Below are 20,586 nucleotides of genomic sequence, written 5' to 3'. Positions count from 1 at the left end.
ACCTAACTAAACCTAAATAAGAGCAACTCAAACATGAAACGAAAGCTGCCTATTTTCATTGGATTCTTTATTTTCGCCCTTGCTGTTGTCACTGTCATAGTGATCGAACCAGAGCCTAAACTAACCAAAGAGCCGCAAGACACTTTGCCTCCTGTTACGGTACAAACGGTTCAACTAAGTAATTTTAGCCCGACACTTTCTATGCTTGGCACCACATCCGCACGTTGGATCAGTGAGTTAAAAGCCCAAAGCAGTGCCAAAATCGTGTGGCTTAATGATGAACTAGAACCTGGAAGCCTGATAAAAAAAGGGCAAACTCTAGCCAAACTAGAAACGACCCACCTTGAGTCGCAAGTGGCGCAAGCACATGGCTTAGTCAAACAGGCCGAATTACAATTGCGCAAAGAAAAGCACGAGCAAACCGTCGCCCTCAAAATGCTACAAGGAAAAAACAGCTCTAGCTATGCTCGAAAAGAACCACAAATTGAGGCGGCAAACGCTACACTAGACCAAGCAAAAACCGCTTTACTAGATGCGAAAAAACGCCTATCAGAAGCACATATACGGGCGCCATTTGACGCCATCATACTGGCTAGGAATATCAGCCCTGCGCAATATGTCGATCAAGGCCAAGCGTTATTCAAGTTGGCTTCCAGTAAAAGTTTGGACGTGGTGGTGCCCGTTGCAGAACAACAATGGCAAGCCATCAGTGCAGCGTTACACACTCCGTCGATCACTGTGAAAGATCGCCAAGATAAACAATGGAATGCTAGCGTGCGTCATTTGGCTCCAGAAGTGGATCAAGCGACAAGGCAAAGACAAGTCGTTCTGGCCATCAAGCAACCGTTTTTAAGTAACCCTCGCCTATTGCCAAACCAACAAGTGCGTGTCGATGTGACACTAGAAGATCAGGAAAATAGCCTATTAATTTCATCAAGCAGTATCACTCGCGATAGTCAAATATGGCTGGTTGATGAGCACGACACCTTAGTCAAACGCAACGTGAATTTACTGCAAAGGCTGGATGACGACCGTGTTTGGGTGCAGTTAGTGACTAAATCCAACATAGCCGGCATGCCAGACCAAAAAGACGTCATCCAAGATACCTATCAAGTGGTGATGTACCCACTACTTTCCATGTTACAGGGCATTGAAGTCACCCCTGTCTATGAAGGAGATGATGAATGAGCTGGTTAACCAAATGGTTCATTGAAAACCCTGTTGGTGCGAACCTACTCATGGTCGCTATTCTCGCGACTGGTGTTTTGTCGGTAGGAAGTCTAAGGGTTGAGTCCTTCCCACAAGTGGCGCCTTCCAGTTTGGTTATTCAAGTCGCCTATCCGGGAGCAACAGCAAAACAGATCGATCAAAGCATTACCCAACGTGTTGAAGAGTCGATAAGTGGCGTTGCTGGAATTAAACAAGTCGTGAGCAGTTCAAGCGATGGATTGGCATCCATTCGTGTCAAAAAAACCTCCGCCACCAATCTTGATCGGCTAATCGAAGATATTCGCAATCAAGTTAGCGCTATTGCCAACTTTCCAGTCAAGGCGGAACGTCCTCAGGTCGTTCGTGAAGAGTTCACCAACTTGGCGGCTTTTGTCATCATCTCTGGCCAACGTTCCGATGAAGAGCTGCAACCGATCGCACGTCAAGTGTCATTGGCATTAAAAAAACACCCCAAAATAGCCAAAGTCAGCAATTGGGGGGCAAGGCAACCACTACTTATCATTGAACCAGACATCACTAAGCTTGAGAGCCTAGGGTTTAATCTTGAGCAACTGGCACAAAAAATTGAGCAACGCTCGTTAGAGGGCACAAGTGGTCTGCTCAAAGGTAGCCAAGGCCGTATCACTATTCGTGGTGATGGCTTTGCGGATAACATTCTAAAACTTAAAGCACTAGAAATCGTATCTACCAAAGGCGGCTCTATACATTTAGGAGACATCGCCACCATTTCTCGCAGTTATGAAAGTAATGAATCCATTGTGCGAAACAACGGGGAGACAGCCATTGCCTTGTTGGTCAGCACTGGCCAGCAAGACAATTTATTGCAAGTCAGTGAAGCGATTACCGAAACACTCGCAGAGCAGCAATCTAGATTACCTGCCGACATTCAACTATCCGTGATGGCAGACATGGCGCCTTACATCAGCGATCAACTCAATCGGTTAGGCGAAAATGCATGGCAAGGCTTGATCATCGTCTTGATCTTATTAGGGATCTTCTTAGAAGTCAGGTTGGCTTTCTGGGTAGCGTTGGGGATCCCCATTTCACTGTTTGGTACGTTGGCTGCCATGAATGTGTTTAACTTCAGTATCAACGATATCACTCTATTTGGTTTTATCTTGGTACTGGGCATCTTAGTCGACGATGCGGTTGTTGTTGGTGAGAGTATTCACGGTGAACGAACCAAAGGACACACACCTAAAAAAGCCGCGTGGTTAGGGGTTAAATCCGTATCCGTTGCCACGGTGTTTGGTGTTTTAACCACCATCGCAGCCTTCTCGCCTATGCTGTGGATCAATAATGAATTTGCTAAGGTTTTAGCTGGGTTTTCTGCCGTTGTTATCATGGCTTTAAGCTTTTCCTTAATCGAGAGCAAGTTCATATTGCCTTCACATTTAGCCAGTTCCACAGGCAAAACATGGGGCTGGTTTGCCTCTATACAATCATGGTTTCAATCCGGATTAACCTGGTTCATTGAAACCCTATATACCCCAGTGGTACGTCACGCTATTCGCAATAAAAGAGCGACCTTGTTGAGTTTTGTTGCCTTTATTGTTTTGGCGTATGGCTTGTGGGCTAAAGGCATTATTGGCAGCGCTATATTTCCCGAGATCCCAGGGCGTTACGTAACAGCGAAAATTGATCTAGAAGATGGCGCGCCATTGCCTCTACAAGCAAAAGCACTGCTTCAGTCCGAACAAGCGGCTTTAAGCGTAAATACCGCCATTCAAAAAGAATACCAACTCAATCAACCACCCCTAACCAATCTTCTTAGCTGGTCGGATGGTTATGGCCAAATTGAAATATCGGCAGAGCTCACCACTGAAGCACTAAGCCGATTACCAGCCAATGCGTTGGTTGCCCAATGGCGAGAGCTCACTGCAGAAGTAGAAGGCGCTTATTCTGTTCGCTTCTCTTCAGCAGAATCTCCAGCGGGAGGAAGTGCGTTGACCATTTCGTCATCCGATCGAGAACTCGCAATTCTTGTCACAGAAAGCCTTTCGGATGAATTGGCTTCGTTTCCTGGGGTAGAAGATTTGTATCATGATGGTAAAGATGGTCAACCGCAGATTCGACTCACCCTCAATCAATTCGGTCGCCAGTTAGGCATAACCAAAGGCCAATTAGCCAACCTCGCCGGGGATACCTTTGGGCAACGAGAAATACACCGAATTCTTGAGCAAGGCCAGGAGACCAAGCTGATTGTCCGTTTACCCGAAAAACAAAAGCGTACACCAGAACAATTGATGAATACCCCTGTATTTGTTGCTGAAGGAAAAACCGTATTACTTGGCGATGTTGCAGACATTCAATTTACCCGTCAACCAGACGTGATATACCGACGAGACAGAGAGCAAGTGATCAACCTCTCTTGGAGTCAAAACCGAACGGAGCAATCACCTGAAGCAACGTTACAGCAACTTGAACCGGTTCTTGCTCAATTAAAAGTGCAATACCCGAATGTCACCATTAAGCCAGCAGGAGAGTTTGAAGAGATAGGCGAAGTCCAGAATGGTTTCAAACAGGCCATGTTATTTACTATATTGTTGATTTACATCCTGCTAGCCGTACCACTGAAATCCTATTGGCAGCCGCTTATCATTATGGCGGTAATCCCTTTTGGTTTTGCTGGGGCTATCTTTGGTCATGGGCTCATGGGGCTGCCTGTTAGCTTACTTTCATTGTTTGGCATGATGGCCATGACCGGTATTGTGATTAATGACTCCTTGGTCTTGATCACCCGATTTAATGATTTTTATCGTTCGGGCATGCCTCTTGAAGAAGCCTTGATTCGTTCGGCCACTAGCCGATTTAGAGCCATTTTCCTGACAACAGTAACCACTGTCTGTGGCCTATTACCCTTGTTAAGTGAATCTGCAGAACAAGCGCAATATCTCAAACCCGCGGTGGTGTCTTTGGTATTTGGTGAGTTGTTCGCCACAACGATTACGCTAATATTAATACCAGTGTTACTTGGCAGTACATCTAAAAAGTAGCATCAAGACCAAAGCGCAGAAATATCACTGGCTTAATAATGGAGCGCTGTACACGGTACGGCGCACAAAAGTCTGAAATACAATAATCCGATGCACCGTAGAATAAACCAAATAGGAACACCCATGATGTCCGAATTCACATCAAAGCCATACAGCCTAGTACCAGAAGCAAGCCTCATTGAGACCCTTCCCGAGCACCAACGAAAGAGGTTTGTGAAGGCGTTGGATCTGATGCATGAAGATATTGGAGAAGCGATCAGTTGGGAGGAAATAGCCACACGCAGTGCGATTTCCCCCTTCCATTTCCATCGCCAATTTACCCAGCTTTTTCATGAAACTCCGGGACATTATTTAGGCCGCGTTCGGCTGCAACACGCGGTATCGATGTTGTTTGAAAATCCAGAGCTCAGTGTGACGGACATTGCTCAGTATTGTGGTTTTTCTTCCTCTCAAGCCTTGGCAAAAGCCCTTAAGCGCGATTTAGGCATGACGGCTAAAGCCATTCGTAAGCTTGGAAGCGAGGGGAGTGCTGATGATGTCGCGGACCTATTTGATAAACTCGCACACAAAGACAGTAATGACGAGTCAATAGAGAATCAGTTGGCAGAAAATATGCCTTGCCAAGTGACGCATTTCCCACAGAGAGCGATCAAAGCTCGCGTATTACCAGACGTCGATTTCGAGACATTATGTGAAAAACTCGGTTCAAAAATGCTCGATCTGGTGTTCGTCACTACAATTAAAGATCTCGATAGTTCTTGGATCGACGACAATCACCAAGCGGGAGCGTGGGTTGCACCGAGCCAAGCTGATTCAGAGCATGATATTCATATCAAAGCAGGGCACTTTATTTGTGCAGAGGTCTACGTCACGTCCGACATAGGCTACGTCGCAGCTCTGGATGGCTTGTATTACTACGCCGAAAAGTACGGCTTAGAGATTGATCCTGATGGTCAGTGTCTTGAGCAAGTTAAAGACATTGAATGGACATCAACCGGCGGGATCGTAATATCAATACAGGTATCCATTTTAGGTTAACCAAGCGTCGCCACAGCACACCTCATCATACGTCTTAAACAGCTAACTCGAGCCAGTTTTACAGTAAATTGGCTCCACCGCCCTGCTCTCCGACGACATCTTCTGGATTTCTTAAATTACCTTTTTCAAGCAATAAACAACTGCAACCGATGCATCCTCCCAAGTCGTCTTTCAAAGAAGTCAGCATCTGAATTTTCAGTTTCAGAGCATCATGCCACTGGCTCGCCATATCTTCCCATTCTTGCTTATTATGAGTGATTTAGCTCATTGAAAAAATTTTTCTAAAAGGACAGACGCTTCAACATAACAGAATTTTCTGTTCCAGAGCATCATGTCATTGGCTCACTATCTCTTCCCATTCTTGCTTATCATGGGTGTTTTAGCACATTGAAATAATTTTCTAAAAGGACAGACGCTTCAACACAACACTGCCCACTTTACTAAGAGCACTTTGCTAAGAGGACACACGCTTCAATACTAAGGCTGACAAACCGCTTCGGAAAATTAAAAGACACACCACGAAGCACAACTTCAAAAGCATTCTTCTGTATTACTTACGATTTAAAAGATTGATGAGAGTCCGAAAGAGAATAAAAATAGACTTAAGGCAAAGAAAGGGCTATCTGGGATGGGGTGAGGTCTGAATTACACGATAACTCACTGGATAGGCGGTATTTGGGTATCGCTTATCATCGATCTAAACGAAGCCCATTGACCCGCGAGTGATTACTTTGAAGTCGCTGCATATTAGCGCTTCGGCCGACATAACAGGCTCGTTTACGTTCAAGCGTAGAGCATGCTTTTAGCCACTGCATTTGGTTAAGGGAAAGACGATCCAAAATAGGTGGGATATCATGACTAATCGCAGCTTTGTCGTGGCGATACTGCCTGCCGCTCCAGTCTAGCAATTCGAGATAGTCGATTAAGCGAAATGGAATGCCTTTTACCGATTCATGACTTGAACCGCCTATAAACACAGCTAACCCTGGGGCTGTTTGTTGGTTTTTCGATAACGATTTTAAACGCTGTTTGACAGATGTAAAGTCAGATGATTCCGGTGTTTTGGCGATCCCTGAACGAATGGCGTTTAAGTCTACATACGCCATTGCGGCGACTAGGGCTGACTCATCTAATAGTGCTTGGCTTTTAAAGCGGCTTTCCCAAAAGTGTCCTGTACAGTTATCCTCTTTATTCGCTTGGCAGGCAATATCATAATTGAGTTCTTTCATAAACCAACTAAGGTTAAACAGCCGAGATCGCCATTGCTCAATGATAACCTCACATGCGTCTCGCTCCGCTTTGCTAGTTAACGCCCCCTTTAGCCAATGAGTGATAATGACAGGCAACTTGTGCGCCATTCCCCAGCGTTTTACCACCTCGTCGAGGCTAAGCTGTTCGGCTTCCTCTTTATCAATATATACCACCAGATGATAATGGTTACTCATGATCGCGTAGCTGCAAATATCAATGCAATATATTGAGGCCAATGCGTACATTTTCTGCTCAATCCAGTCTCGACGATGATGATAACTTTTTCCTGTCAGCTCATCTTGCCCACACAAGAAGGAGCGGCGTACACAGCGAGAAACACAATGATAGTAAGCGGTGGTGTTTAGGTCGACTAATCGGCTTCGTGTAGTGGTCATCATGCTGCCCTTTTTCTCTTCATTCGATAAGAGCAAGAGTGAAGCATTTCGTTAGTCGCTAAAACCAACAAGTAACAGAGATGCTAGCGACTACGCTAATCTTCATGCTTTTTTCACTCTTGAGGTGTGTGTCCTTTTAGGAAGAAAGAGAGGACGACATTTAGTTCTGCGCTTTATTACCTCAAGTGCGCTTCTACAACTGCCAACAACTGCTCACCAAATTTACTGACTTTGCTTTCTCCAAAACCGGAAATTTGGCTCAACTGCTCTAATGTTTGTGGGCGATGTGTTGCGACTGCTTTTAAACTGGCGTCGTGACAAATAATATACGCAGGGACATTTTGCGCCCTTGCTAAGCTAGCTCGAACTTCTTTAAGTGCTTCGAACTGTGTGGTATCTGCTGGCGATAGGTCATCAAGCAGGCTCGATTTCGACGCTTTTTTCGGTTTGTTATTCCGCAATTCACGCAGTTGTACTGTCTGCTCTCCTTTGAGAATAGGTCGGCACTTCGGTGTGAGTTTTAAGCTATTGTAGTCACCTTCGACCCGTAAGTAATTGCTTGCAATCAATTGGCGAAAAACGCCCTTCCATTGGTTGGCATTCAACTCAGAACCAATACCAAATGTCGATACTTTATCGTGACCAAATCGAATCATGCGTTCATCACTTTTTCCCATCAATACATTAATGAGATACGTTACCCCAAACCGTTGATCGCAACGATACACCGTCGAAAGAGCTTTTTGCGCGGCTTGTGTGCCATCCCAAGTTTTAGGTGGGGTTAAACAATTATCACAATTACCACAAGGCTCAGGAAGCACCTCATCAAAATACGCCAAAATGGTCTGACGTCGGCATCCTACTAATTCGCAGTAACCCAATAATGCGTTGAGTTTTTGGTTCTGAACCTGTTTATAGGCATCGTTCCCGTCTGAGTTTTCTACCATTTGGCGCTGCATCACCATATCTTGCATGCCGTAAGCCATCCACGCATTGGCGGGCTCACCATCTCGGCCTGCACGCCCGGTTTCTTGGTAATAGGATTCCATACTCTTAGGCAAGCTAAGATGCGCAACAAATCGTACGTCAGGTTTGTCTATACCCATACCAAAAGCCACCGTCGCGACAATAATAATGCCTTGTTCACGTAAAAAACGTTGTTGGTGCTCATTACGTATTTCAACCGGCATACCAGCATGATACGCCAAAGCCACTCGACCTTTACTTGTTAGCCACTGTGCCGTCTCTTCCACTTTCTTACGTGACAAGCAATACACCACCCCGGCATCGCTGGCATGATGGGTGCTAATAAACGACCACAAATCATTTTTGGCGTTAGTCGGTTCATTCACGTAATAGCGAATGTTAGCGCGATCGAAGCTGTGCACAAAAACTTGTGCAACCTCCAAACCTAACTGGCTGATGATTTCTTGTTTCGTTCGCTGATCGGCCGTGGCGGTCAGCGCAATTCGAGGTACACCAGGAAAGCGTTGATGTAAGACTGAAAGTTGTTGATATTCAGGCCTAAAATCGTGTCCCCATTGGCTAACACAGTGCGCTTCATCGATAGCAAACAATGAAATTCTGCACTGCGCTAATAAAGACAATGTGGACTCCATCATCAGGCGTTCAGGTGCGATGTACAAAAGCTGTATTTCTTCATTTCGGATGGCTTCTTCAACTTCACGTTGCTCATAACTGCTCAACGTGGAGTTTAAGTACGCCGCAGCCACACCGACTTGGCGCAGCGCATCTACTTGATCTTTCATCAAAGCAATCAGCGGAGAAACCACCACACCAACACCAGGGCGAACAATCGCAGGGATCTGATAACAAAGCGATTTTCCTCCACCTGTTGGCATCAAGGTCAACACGTCACCTCCATCTACTAAGGTATCAATAATGGCTTGTTGTTGATGACGGAAACTATCGTAGCCAAAAACGGATTTTAACACCTCTATAGGGGTCGGACGCTGCATGAGGACTCTTCTTTATGACGTAAAAACGCGTAGACCTTACATTAGGTTAGGCCACAGATCACTAGCTTATGACAAATTGAATCGGATTGCTGCGCTTGGTTTGAATAGTCTCCGGTTTTCTCACCCACTACACACATTTTCTCTCATCCACAAATTGAACTGAGTAGATTCAATAACTTTCAAAAGACAGTAACTTTCAAAAAACACTTTACCTCAAGTAAAGTTGAGGTATTAGAGTGGCGCCATTACCCCACCAATTCGCAAAGGAATCGCGATGAAAAACCGAACTCTTCCCTACTTGTCTGGCCGATTTTTTGATGGCATCAGTTCTGGGCTATTTATGATGGCTCTGCCTTGGTTGATGCTTCAAACACCCAACATGGGCACCTTTGTGGCACTCACGGCACTGACCTGTACCGCCATTTCATTTTTGGTCACGCCATTTTTTGCCAATTTGACCGATCAACATTCTCGTAAGCATGTTCTAATTCTGGTGCAAGTCGTGCAGAGCGCTACAGCAGCAATCGTATTGATGGCTTACCTATCTGGATTAGGTTCGAACTGGGTACTTGCTGCATCTCAGCTCATTTTTTGGGTTTCAAGTAACATTGCATGGCACGCTAATAGTGCATTCACACAAGAAAATTATGAAAAGCACGAGTACGCTAAAATTTCGGGGTATCAAGAAATTGTTATGCAGGGAACGACTCTTGGAGCTGGCGCACTTGGCATCGTTCTACTTGAACATTGGGGTATGCAGCAATTCGCATTATTCGCGACCATGGCATCAGGAATAGCGGCGATTTCTTATCTTATTACCCCGTACACAAGAAAAATACAACCGTCAGCCAAGACACCGTTTCTCAAGCAAACATCAGAAATTAAACAGTTATTCATGGCTCAGCCAACTTTTTATGGCTTCCTGCTTATCTCATGCCTTTCCTACCCAATATTGACCTTCCTGGGCAAGCTGATCCCCATCTGGTTTGCAAAACAAGGCGTCTCGGGAGAATGGGTCGCTTGGTACAACATTGCATTTGGATTGGGGTCATTAGTGACTGGACTCGTCGTATCTTACATTCTGGCTTCCGTTCACCATGTGCGGATCATGCAATACTCAATGCTAATTCTTGCTTTTGTTTTGCTAGCGATGAGCCAGTTTATGCAACCTATCCACATTGTTGTACTAACTCTTAGCTTCGGGTTCTTTAATGCCCTAAACCGAATTGCACGCACTAATTGGATGCACCATACCGTACCAATGCAACAACGGGGACGAATTGATGGTGGCTTAGGCATGTTCGCCACCACCATACAAAGCCTAAGTTACGTATTCATCGCCTTTCTCGCCAGTTACAGCATTGAGGAGTACGGGTTCTTAGTTGTTGCTATGATTATGCTCATCGCCAGCGTATGGATGTTGCGATTAGGGAGCAAGCTTACAAAAGAACTTGAACTGGCAACTCAATAACCAGCTCAATACCAACCTAGATAGTATGGGTTGGTATTATGCGGTGAGTACTCTTATGACGTGAGCTCTATTATGCAGTAAGTTCCAAGCGATTGCCTTCAGGGTCCAGAACAACGCTTTCATAGTAGCCATCGCCCGTTGTTCGTGGGCCATCAAGTACTGTGAACCCATCGTTCACAAATCTCTTGGTAAGTTCGTCCACCTGTTGCTCGGAACTGAGCTGGAATGCAAAGTGCGCTAAGCCAAACATGATTTTGCTAGCCGATTCCGTGATTTCTGGTTGATGCATCAATTCAATGCGAGCACCTTCTTTTAGCTTGAGAAAATAAGAGCTAAATCCCTTGCTAGGATTGTGGTATAGCTCGTTAGACTCCATACCAAAGTAATGCTGATAAAACCCACGCATTTTTTCTAAATCTTGTACCCATATCGCTAAGTGTTCAATTTTCATCATGAATCCTATTTTTTGTACAACACTGGCTTGCTGAGATGAGCATTGGGGGGTGTTTACCTCAGCCCGCCAGATCATATTTTTGCATTCTCGTTATTTGTTTAAGACGTAAGCGATGCCTTACTAAAAATAACTACCAATGACATAACTGAATAAGGGAGAGAATAGCCAAACGTTCTAACCAACTTTGACTGTGCTCTAATCTGAAATGATAAAATTCAACCATGTGCTTTTCTTTACTATAAGTAGGTAACATAGGTCCTCCTTTATGAAGCGATGTTTAGGCTATTTGAGCTTGTCTAAATATGATGCAGCCAAAAGGGGATAACAAAAACAGACAGGTTTAACTAAATTTGTTCCTTAATTTAATCATTAGTTCGAACTTTAGGTCTAAATCGCAGAATTACACATAAAACAAGAACAAAAATTAAAGAACCGGTTCTGGGTATTTTGAATGATTTTTGGTTATGATGGTTCTACCCTTCATCCTTATGGTCTCTACGATGTCTGAACAAAGTCTAATGCGCTATTACTCACGCTTATTGCCATTAGGGGTTGGGGAGGAAATTAAAACATCGCTTTTTGAAGTGTCAGAGAGACTCTTTACCAGTACCCGACATGCTCGTACCCTGCTCAATAAAATGCACCTACAAGGGTGGTTAATATGGCAACCTAAAGCAGGTAGAAGCCAGCGTTCATCCCTATTTCTTCAGTTGGAACCAGGTGAACTAAAGTCTCAACTGGCGACTGAGCAAATAGCTCTCGGGCAATACGAAAAAGCCCTTCAATTTCTAGACGGTGACCAAGCTCTATTTGGTCAGCTACTGCAAAACACCTCAGGAGCAACCATCAGAGAGGGGTTATTGCATATTCAATTGACCTATAAGCGCTCTTTTGAGCAACTCGTTCCTCATCACCTACACAGATCAAGTGAACGGTTTTTTATCCGTCAGTTATATTCATGCCTTGTGAGTAGTAATAATGATGGTGAATTGGAAGGACAACTGGCTCACCATTGGGTTCACAACGGCCTTCAATGGCGATTCTATCTTCGTCCGGGACTCACCTTCCACAATGGCCAGCCGATAACTGCCGAATCCATTGCCGCTTTATTTAGCAAGTTACAAACTCTAGATGCATATAAGCACGACCTTTCTCACGTTGAAAGCGTCATCGCCCCAACGTCACACCAAGTTCTGTTTACTCTCTCTCAGCGCGACAACGGATTTGGTGGCTTACTCTCCGACGTCAGATATTCAATTCAGCCTCCGAGTCAGATCAATGGCTCCAATGCGAATCGAATTGTAGGGAGTGGCCCATTTATGCTCTTAGAGCACAATGAGGAGCAACTAAAATTAGAAGCCTTTGAGCGCTATTTTGGCAATCGTGCATTACCTGATCAAGTAACCGTCTGGCCTGTCGCCGAGTCGAACGATGGGCAATGCGAATACCATGTATCACAAGTTTGCTCCAACAACTCACAAAAAGGCACCAAACACAGCCAAGTTGAATATGGCTGCATCTTTTTGCTATTTAACCAACGACCAAACTCGGAATCAGTCAATAAGCTTAACGAGCAACAGCGCCGTTACCTCACCACACTACTCGCACCGCTAGCACTAAAGCAGTACACAGATAACACGGCATTTGGTGGCGTACCTGCTGGGAATATGTTGCCAGTGTGGAAAAAGATAGTACGCCCCAGCGCACCACATGTGCCACTGCCTAAGAAGATTTCCATTTCGATATATCGGTACTCAGCACTAGATATTTGTGCGACCGCTGCTGCATCTATTTTGGAGAAGCTAGGTGTTGAGGTGACCATAAACCGGTACACTTACAGGCAACTCATGCAGTCAGACAAGCTTGAAGAAGATCTGATCATCACCAATATAAACTTGGATGATAATCGCCATGCATCAGCCTTCGGTCATTTATGGGCAAATCCAATACTTCATGGTTACTTAAGTACAACTGCCAGTCAGTGGCTTAAAACTGAGTTGAGCAAATTAAGGAACGACACTCCGCTTAATCAGTATCTTGTGCAACTAGAACCCATCGCATCGACTCTCGTCACTGAGTACTGGCTAACGCCTTTATTTCATCACCAACAAACCTTACGATTTCATGGGGTATTAAAAAACGTAGCCCTGACGAACTGGGGCTGGCCAGATCTGCGTAACGTATGGTCAGCCGAAGAGTGACAAGCTATGTCGCCCTAAGTACGCCACTGCATAACCGGTGATTATTTAGTAACTGATGGTGTGAGCGTATTCCACCACAACTTGATTATTCTCGACATACACACGTTGAATTGCACCATCAACACTCATTCGACTTTCAAGGTAAACAACACTCTGCCCGTCCGAGCCATTAGTCATTAGCGATGGAATATAGAGCTTAGGGTCGACATGCAATAACCGACAAAACTGACTCACAAATGTCATGCTCAACTCAGAGTTCCCACGTAATAAGTTAGAAAAATCCAATTGTGTCATACCTAAGCGCCTTGCGACGTCCATTTGCGTAAGTCGCATTTTGGCCTTTTGAGACATCCAAATATTGTAAAGTGCATCTCTGTCGTTTTGATTAAATTCCACTGCCGTTCTCTCTCTATTCTTTATATGGCAAGGATTTTGGCAACTCCCACATTTGCCTTGTCAGTTAAGTGTGAATTTTCTTTCAGAGTTCTGACATGAAAAATACGAATCAATTACTTAGCAAGAAAGTCGTCAATACATCCTCCATTGATTAAAAAGTTCCCTCTCTAAAATAGTTTTCACAAGCCTCTAGTGTTCAATTATTGAACATAATTGACACAAAACTCAATTAACAACCTAATATTAACATTGCCCTGACTTAGCATAGCTTTCTATTCGAATATCGAATGGTTTCTATTTATGGGTTATGCGATTCCATTGCTAAATTTGCCGCACCTAACAAGTCCTAGGTACACAAATTCAAGGGTATTAGTAATGAACAAGAAAATTATGGTAATCGCATTAGCTTCAGCAATGACAAGTGGTTTTGCCGCTGCCGAAGGTGTTAATGCAGGGTTAGAACTAGACGTTAAAACACGTGTTGGTGCTGCCGCTGGTAATGCAGATTCAGGTGCAAAACTATTCGTAGGCTACGAAGGCTTCGGTGCTTCAGCAAAAAGCAAACGTAACTCAGACAGCGAGTATAACTTCAACTACAAGCACGACTTCGATGGTTTCTACCTAAAGGGTGAGTTCGAAATTGTTGATAAAAAAGAAGCAAACAACCAGCAAAAATTTGGTATTACGGCTGGTACCAACGTTAGCGGTTACTTCGATACGTCGCTTCGTTTGCGCAAAGACTTAGACACTGAAAACAAAAACAATGTAGAAAAAGGCGACGTGAACCGTTTTGACTTCGCAGTAGGCCGTCAGTTTGAAAATGTCTACCTAAACACCAAAGTTATTGGTCAAAAACAAAACACCGCTTCTCGTGTTGGCACTGATGGTAAAGACACTATCTACAACTACGAAGCGCGTTTAACGTTCACCAACATCCACGGGGTTACCCCGTACTTTGAAGCAGGCAATGAAGCTAGCTTTGAGAACTCTAAACGTAATACTTATGGAAAAGTCGGCGTTGTATTTCCTTTCTAGTGAGTAACGTATGATGAAAAAAAGTCTTATCGCTTTGTTAGCCATTTTTTCTGCTAATACCTTTGCTTTATGTGAATCTGGTAATTCCATAACAGATGCGGTTGAAGGTGCGGTAGTAGGTGGTGTCGTCGGCGCAGTCGTCGGAGACGCAGGAGCTGGTGCAGCTATTGGTGCAACAGCGGGTGTTATTGATGGCGCTTACGCAGATGTAGAATGCGAAGAAGCTATTGGTGATCACTTAGTTGCCGATGCCATTGAAGATGAATATGAAAGAGAGCTAGTTGAGGACGCAATTATTGAAGATGCGATAGTTGAAGACGCACTTTACTAAACCTTTCATCAAACAAGCCCCCTTTAAACTAGGCCGCCATTTGGTGGCCTAGTTTATTTGCACCAGTGTCATCCCGCCTTTCCTACTATATAAGCAAGTCGATGATGCTCCTCACTTTGTCTATATAGACAAAATGAAATGGAGGAATAGCCCTCCCCCGGCCAATTTACGTCCTTTAATCTGCAGCTTGCAGTACCAACTGCGATGTCATACCGCATTCTTGTACAAAATCTGCATCATGGCTTATCAACGCAAATCCCCCTCGATAGCCGTTTAGTGCCTCAGCCAATAAATGTTTTGAGTCTAGATCTAAATGGTTATCAGGTTCGTCCAACAGCAAAAATGGTTGCTCTGGTTGATGTGTAACCACCAGCATAGACAACTTCATCTTTTCACCGCCACTTAAGTTCGACACTTGCCTAAACACAGAGTCTTTACGAAAGCCAACACCGGCCAATAAAGTACGAGCATCACTTTCAAGAATGCCCTCACAAAAATGCCGCATTGTATCAAGTAGGCTAAGTTTGTTGTCGAGTAGACTAAAGTTCTGATCAAGATAGTGCATTTCTGTATTAACACGCAGCCCACCACTTAGCAGCGTAACTTTTCCCTGCAAAATCTGCATCAGTGTCGATTTTCCGCTGCCATTCGAGCCCATCACATGAACTCGGCATTGGCTGGAAATAGCAAACGTTAATGCCTCGTTAGCGACATACGGCAATACGGCTTGATCCAAGTAAAAGGCATCTGCGCTTCTTTGCTTGCATGAATCAATATACAACCTTTGCGCTTTGACTTGCTCGTAACGATTGCTTAAAGATTGCGACGTTTTAGCCAGCATTTCACTACGGCCACTTTCATTCTTCAGCCGATTAGAAACACTTTGCTCGGCGCTGTTTTTCATGCCATCTAATAAAATTTTGGGCTGACTGCCGTCCTTACGCATTCGATTTCCTTGCGAGGCACGTTGCTCTGCTTTTTCTCGGTTTTTTTGCGCCTGTACTTCTAATTTTTTTTGCTGTTTTTGTACGCTTGCCATTTGCCTTTCTAGCGCACTCACCGCCTGTGCTTTTTGCTCTGCATAGAAGTCATAATTGCCCCCATATTGAGTGAGCCCCAAACTGGATAACTCCCAAATCTGTTCCATCTCACGCAGTAACACGCGATCGTGGCTGACCAAAAGAATATGCCCTGAGAATCGCTGCATTTGCTCAATCAGCCAAGTTTTGGCATCAGAATCTAAGTGATTAGAAGGCTCATCAAGTACCAGTAGATCCGCGGCCGATTGAAATAGCTTCCACAATTGCAGTTTTGCCAACTGACCGCCACTTAGCTTATTACATACTAAGTCTAAATCTTGGGGTAAGCCCATTTCAGACAGCTTCGTTAACAACTCACTTTTGAGTTGCCACTGCTCGCCAATTAGATCAAATAACTGCGTACTGCATTCACCGTTTTCTATTCGTTTAAGCGCATTAAGCACCTCGCTAACCTCGAGGTACTCCGCAACCGTTATGTCTGTTAGCAATAGATCTGATGGTAACTGAGAGTAAGTAACCACTTTTCCATTAAGCCTTATATAACCTTGTGTCGGTGTTTTTTGTTCTGTAAGTAGAGAAACAAGCAGTGATTTACCACAGCCATTTTTTCCAACCAAAGCCACTCGGCTAGCCGTCATAGAGCAGTTAATGTTGTGTAAGATTTGATGACCATCAGCGAACTGATAACCAAGTTGATGAGTAAATAATATTGGCATAATGCCTCCTGTGATCAGGGACATTAGACGAAGCTAAATGTGCAGGTGCGTTTAGCCTAATACGTTAAGTAAGGCCAAATATTTTGTGCAAAGTGCAAGCAGAACTAAAGCTACGCCTACTAACCCTGTGAATCCAATAGATGATATGAAAATGGATGACAGGTATTAGTGCTTCATTATGGCGTAGACCTCTGGGGATATGATGCGCTAAGTGTAACTAACAGGTGGGACATAAAGCAAGCAGATCCATCACTAAATGAACAATATTCAATGTCTACTTCGCTCTACTCTCCCTAAGATGTTAAGTGCGTCCAATACCAAACAATTATCACTAAGCATTTGCATGTTTCAATATTAACCTTTGATTTTAATGAATTAATTTCTCTTCCTATTGACAGAAAAGTTACTTACATTCGTCATAAATAGTTAATAATCAGATATTATTCTTATCGCACTTCATACAGTTAGGCTTATTCCATGAAAAAAACAGCACTCGTCATCGCTCTATCTCTTACTTGCGCATCCGCAGCCGCGTTTGACCTAGGCAACCCAACAAATAACGACACGTCTAATCTAGTTTGGACTGGCCACATAAGCCCAGATACCGACACGGTGACTTCAGCTATTGCAGCCGCTCATATCTATGGCGGTCAAGCGGTGGTCCCGGAACAAATTAACCCCGAAAGTACCTTTGTGTTGGAATACTGCAAAACACAAACGCCGCCCGTACTGAATGACTTTTCAGGCAAAAAAGTCGGCCTAGTCGACTTTAACCAAAAAACTCAATTGCAGAAAACCATTGATGAAAGCAGCATTGTCGCCATCGTTGATCACCACGCAATCGGTGGACAGCCAGTGAACATGTCTCAGGTAGCAACGCTTGATATACGTCCTTGGGGTTCAGCCGCCACGATATTGGCAGACCGAGCAGAGAAAATGGGGAAAGTGCTTTCGAAGCAAGTGGCGTGTACTACGTTAGCCGGGATTTTATCTGACACTGTCGTTTTAGAATCACCGACCACTACTGAATACGATCACAAATACGCGAAATCTCTGGCGAAACAAGCAGGCATCAAAAATCTGCATGACTTCGGCCAAAAAATGCTGATCGCTAAGTCGGATCTTAGCCACCTGAGCGCATTAGAGATCCTGACAATGGACTATAAGAATTTTGAATTTTCAGGCAAGAAAGTCGGCATTGGTGTGGCTGAAACGCTAACGGCGGATCAACTGATTGCTCGTAAAGATGAGTTTATTCAAGCGATGCAAGCCCATAAAAAAGCCAAAGGACTCGATCACTTGTTTTTCTCCGTCACTGATACCAAAAATAAGCAGGCAAACCTTATTTGGATTGACGCAGCGGACGCTAAAGTCGCACAACAAGCGTTTCAACACTCAGAGATAGATTCTTGGTTAACATTACCAGGCGTGACTTCTCGTAAGCGCCAGATCGGCCCTTCAATCCAAAATGCGATTGAAAACCTAAACTAAGCCCAATAAAAAGGACAAGCTAATCATTTAACTTGTCCTTTAATCCTTCTATTCCGCAACACTCTTCATTAACAGGTTAATGATTGTTGACCTGCTAATCTTTATCAAACACAACACAGTCGAACTCGTCTCTACGAGCACATTCATTGCGCTTTTGATTCAAGACTTTGCTATTGATGTCCATTTGTTGCCATTCTTGGTCGGATACTAAGCGTGTACCGTCCCAAAAATCTAGCAGTACTTCAGGGCTTTTCTTGTCCCTTTCCCAAACAGACTTTTTGTAGACAAATGGCTTGTTCTTAAAAGAGCACTGATGGCTCCGCGCATCTTCAATCGGCAATGTACACGGATCAAATTCAAGTAACACGGTATCACTATTAGAGGAAGCAATTGCGGTATTTGATAGTAGTAATAACAGTGAAACATTCATTTTATTGTTCATATTCTTCCTCCCTTTGGTATTAGCTTTCGAACATACAATATATTTTATAAATTATATGCACAATGCTAATTTTACAGTAGCCCCTTAGTAATACCAGCGCGCTCTTGCTAAATCTTAGGCACTAAAACCGAAAACCTTGCTCCACCAAGATGACTGTCATCAACTGAAAAGGTCCAACCGAGCTGTTTTGCCGCACTAGTGGCTATTGCGAGCCCAAGCCCAAACCCTCCTTGATTTGCATTGCGGCTTTTATCCAATCGCGAAAAGGCGATAAAAATATCATTTCTATGCTCAATGGGGATACCAGCGCCATTATCATCAACGTCGACAATCCAAAACCCGTCTACTGACGTTAGCCTCAACTCTACTTGCCCGTTACCGTATCGGCACGCATTCTTCAATAAGTTATCCAGTACTAACCTTGCAAGGGTTACTTCAAACTCAAGCGGTTTATCTTCTTCGTTCCGCTCATAACAAAACGTAATATCGCACACACAGTTAGCACTTAAACGGTCTTTACAAAACTCAGGGAAGTTAACCAAAGTCGTCGAGATATCCTGAATACCACCAACCATATTTAGTTTTGAAAGCATCACGATACTTGAGGTTAGCGTAGAGATATCTTCGACGTAAGCATCTATGTTATCAAACATAGCCTGATCGTCTTTGCTCACTTTACTTCTAGCTAAGTCCGACGCCAATTGAATTCGGCTTAAAGGGGTTCTGACTTCATGGGGAATCGCTTGAGTAAACACTTGATTTTGCTTTACTCGGCTCTCGATTTCATCCGCCATCATGTTAAAGCTGTTGGCCAGTTCTTTTACCGGTGAAGTCAGATCATCAGTGACTCTCTCATCTAAACTGCCCGCACCAAAACGCTGCTGGGCTTGGCGGAGTTTCAGTATCTGATTTTGTAGTTGGCGAACGGGGAAATAGATGGTTAAGCCTAAGCAAAAAATAATAATGCCAATAAGGCCCAGAGCAAAGTGGAGTTCTGGGTCTTGCTGCCACTCGATTACAGGATCAAAAAATTCGTGATGCTCTTTAAATAGAAAGCTCTGATTAGTGTTTGGGATTGAAAAAACGGCTCGATATAAGTCGCCACCTTCAACAAAAACCGACACGTCGTCTTCTGAGATAAGTAATCGACAATCTTCACATAACGCGTCACTTTCCCAATCATCAATGAGGTACAAATCAAAAATGAAGAAACGCTGATGCTTATTTTCAATAAGAGGGCGATATAATGAATCAGGCTGATCTTTTTGTTGCAAATATTGCTCAACAAAATAACGACCGTCCTGAACGAACATTTTGATCTCAGTTCCACGAAAGTAATCGCCACCCAGACTAAAAATAAGAAGAATCGCCAAGGAAACCCCACTAATAATGCCGAGATAGAGACGTTTGAACAAAGATGGCATCATTTATGTCCCCGTTAGCATATAACCTTGATTTCTTATCGTCTTAATCACGGCCGTAGTAACATTGGCTTGAGTGAGTTTCTTGCGTAAACCAGAGACTCGCATATCAATTGAACGGTCTTTCGCGTTATATTCGATGCCTCGACTCGACTCACAACACGTTGCCCTTGAAACTGGCGTATCCACAGATTTCATCAAGATATGCAATATATCGTACTCAGAATCGGTCAACACGATGGGCTTTTGATTAAAAAACACTTGTTGCCTCTGAGTGCATAACTCCACCCCATAATGCTCAATAACATTTGGATTAGGGGCCTTAGCAGAGCGTTGATATCGTCTCAATAAAGCCTCAATTCGAGCGACCAGTATATGACCACGCACGGGTTTAGTGACGTAATCGTCTACGCCGAATTTAAACAAGCTGACTTCACTCATTTCATCTTCCGATGCGGTCACGGCCATAATCATACCTTGATAGAACTCTCGCACTTCACGGCAAATGGTCGCTCCATCTTTGCCTGGTAACATAAGATCAAGCAGCACGACATCAGGGTTATAGTCTTTTACTGTTTCAACGGCGATGGCCCCATCTTCTATTGCTAGAACCTCATAGCCTTCTGCTTCAAGGTACATTTTGGTTAAACGAGCAATCTCTCTGTCGTCTTCAATCAATAGAACTTTACAATGATCCAA

General features: G+C 44.0%; 16 protein-coding genes and 1 pseudogene. 8 read left to right on the top strand and 9 right to left on the bottom strand.

The genetic code is table 11. The features are described 5' to 3' along the window. The first annotated feature begins 33 nt into the window (after positions 1–33). The 3 genes from QWZ04_RS11000 to QWZ04_RS10990 all read left to right on the top strand — a co-directional run bounded on the left by QWZ04_RS11000 (position 34) and on the right by QWZ04_RS10990 (position 5,264). Complete coding sequence (locus QWZ04_RS11000; RefSeq protein ID WP_290327900.1) at positions 34–1,188, top strand: efflux RND transporter periplasmic adaptor subunit; 1,155 nt, start codon at positions 34–36, stop codon at positions 1,186–1,188. Next, positions 1,185–4,226, top strand: a complete 3,042-nt coding sequence (locus tag QWZ04_RS10995) for an efflux RND transporter permease subunit (protein ID WP_290327898.1) — start codon at positions 1,185–1,187, stop codon at positions 4,224–4,226. Before QWZ04_RS11000 ends, QWZ04_RS10995 begins: the two co-directional genes overlap by 4 nt. Positions 4,227–4,349: 123 nt before the next feature. Continuing rightward, the gene (locus QWZ04_RS10990) at positions 4,350–5,264 is read left to right on the top strand and encodes a helix-turn-helix domain-containing protein (RefSeq protein ID WP_290327896.1); all 915 of its coding nucleotides are present in this window, start codon (positions 4,350–4,352) and stop codon (positions 5,262–5,264) included. 58 nt (positions 5,265–5,322) lie between these two features. Here QWZ04_RS10990 and QWZ04_RS10985 read toward each other — a convergent pair. The 3 genes and pseudogenes from QWZ04_RS10985 to recQ form a co-directional block, all read right to left on the bottom strand. Further along, positions 5,323–5,514, bottom strand: a pseudogene (locus tag QWZ04_RS10985) (MerR family transcriptional regulator); the annotation flags it as partial. A 439-nt stretch (positions 5,515–5,953) separates the two neighbouring features. Further along, positions 5,954–6,910 carry a transposase gene (locus QWZ04_RS10980; protein WP_290328769.1) on the bottom strand — a complete coding sequence of 319 codons (957 nt, stop codon included), beginning with the start codon at positions 6,908–6,910 and terminating at the stop codon, positions 5,954–5,956. 176 nt (positions 6,911–7,086) lie between these two features. Then, positions 7,087–8,889 (bottom strand): DNA helicase RecQ, encoded by a 1,803-nt coding sequence (gene recQ, locus QWZ04_RS10975; protein WP_290327894.1) that lies wholly within the window; start codon positions 8,887–8,889, stop codon positions 7,087–7,089. Between the two features lie 274 nt (positions 8,890–9,163). On the opposite strand from recQ, the gene QWZ04_RS10970 reads away from it, so the two are divergent. After that, positions 9,164–10,360 carry an MFS transporter gene (locus QWZ04_RS10970; RefSeq protein ID WP_290327891.1) on the top strand — a complete coding sequence of 399 codons (1,197 nt, stop codon included), beginning with the start codon at positions 9,164–9,166 and terminating at the stop codon, positions 10,358–10,360. 70 nt (positions 10,361–10,430) lie between these two features. Here QWZ04_RS10970 and QWZ04_RS10965 read toward each other — a convergent pair whose 3' ends face one another. Next, positions 10,431–10,811 carry a VOC family protein gene (locus QWZ04_RS10965; protein WP_290328768.1) on the bottom strand — a complete coding sequence of 127 codons (381 nt, stop codon included), beginning with the start codon at positions 10,809–10,811 and terminating at the stop codon, positions 10,431–10,433. Positions 10,812–11,314: 503 nt separating this feature from the next. Here QWZ04_RS10965 and QWZ04_RS10960 point away from each other — a divergent pair. Next, positions 11,315–13,015: an SgrR family transcriptional regulator gene (locus QWZ04_RS10960; RefSeq protein WP_290327889.1), complete on the top strand. Its 1,701-nt coding sequence runs from the start codon at positions 11,315–11,317 to the stop codon at positions 13,013–13,015. Positions 13,016–13,060: 45 nt separating this feature from the next. On the opposite strand, the gene QWZ04_RS10955 is transcribed toward QWZ04_RS10960, so the two are convergent. Further along, a complete protein-coding gene (locus QWZ04_RS10955) occupies positions 13,061–13,411 on the bottom strand; it encodes a helix-turn-helix domain-containing protein (protein ID WP_290327887.1) in 351 nt (116 codons plus the stop codon). Between the two features lie 375 nt (positions 13,412–13,786). On the opposite strand from QWZ04_RS10955, the gene QWZ04_RS10950 reads away from it, so the two are divergent. Both QWZ04_RS10950 and QWZ04_RS10945 read left to right on the top strand, forming a co-directional pair. Then, entirely contained in the window at positions 13,787–14,446 is a 660-nt protein-coding gene (locus QWZ04_RS10950) for a hypothetical protein (RefSeq protein ID WP_290327885.1), read from the top strand. A gap of 10 nt (positions 14,447–14,456) precedes the next feature. After that, positions 14,457–14,777, top strand: a complete 321-nt coding sequence (locus tag QWZ04_RS10945; protein WP_290327883.1) for a YMGG-like glycine zipper-containing protein — start codon at positions 14,457–14,459, stop codon at positions 14,775–14,777. A 175-nt stretch (positions 14,778–14,952) separates the two neighbouring features. On the opposite strand, the gene QWZ04_RS10940 is transcribed toward QWZ04_RS10945, so the two are convergent. Then, entirely contained in the window at positions 14,953–16,533 is a 1,581-nt protein-coding gene (locus tag QWZ04_RS10940; protein WP_290327881.1) for an ATP-binding cassette domain-containing protein, read from the bottom strand. Positions 16,534–17,010: 477 nt separating this feature from the next. On the opposite strand from QWZ04_RS10940, the gene QWZ04_RS10935 reads away from it, so the two are divergent. Then, on the top strand, positions 17,011–18,024 hold the full coding sequence (locus tag QWZ04_RS10935; RefSeq protein ID WP_290327878.1) for a manganese-dependent inorganic pyrophosphatase: 1,014 nt from the start codon (positions 17,011–17,013) through the stop codon (positions 18,022–18,024). 94 nt (positions 18,025–18,118) lie between these two features. Here the strand turns inward: QWZ04_RS10935 and QWZ04_RS10930 are convergent, their stop codons facing one another. From QWZ04_RS10930 to QWZ04_RS10920, 3 genes are all read right to left on the bottom strand, one after another. Beyond that, on the bottom strand, positions 18,119–18,466 hold the full coding sequence (locus QWZ04_RS10930; RefSeq protein ID WP_290327876.1) for a hypothetical protein: 348 nt from the start codon (positions 18,464–18,466) through the stop codon (positions 18,119–18,121). 107 nt (positions 18,467–18,573) lie between these two features. Beyond that, positions 18,574–19,893 carry an ATP-binding protein gene (locus QWZ04_RS10925; RefSeq protein WP_290327874.1) on the bottom strand — a complete coding sequence of 440 codons (1,320 nt, stop codon included), beginning with the start codon at positions 19,891–19,893 and terminating at the stop codon, positions 18,574–18,576. Next, positions 19,894–20,526: a response regulator transcription factor gene (locus QWZ04_RS10920; protein ID WP_435433613.1), complete on the bottom strand. Its 633-nt coding sequence runs from the start codon at positions 20,524–20,526 to the stop codon at positions 19,894–19,896. Positions 20,527–20,586 lie beyond the last annotated feature (60 nt).

The organism is Vibrio tapetis subsp. quintayensis, from assembly GCF_030409945.1.
In the GTDB taxonomy this organism is placed as follows: domain Bacteria; phylum Pseudomonadota; class Gammaproteobacteria; order Enterobacterales; family Vibrionaceae; genus Vibrio; species Vibrio quintayensis.
This window is presented reverse-complemented; position numbering and strand designations above follow the sequence as displayed.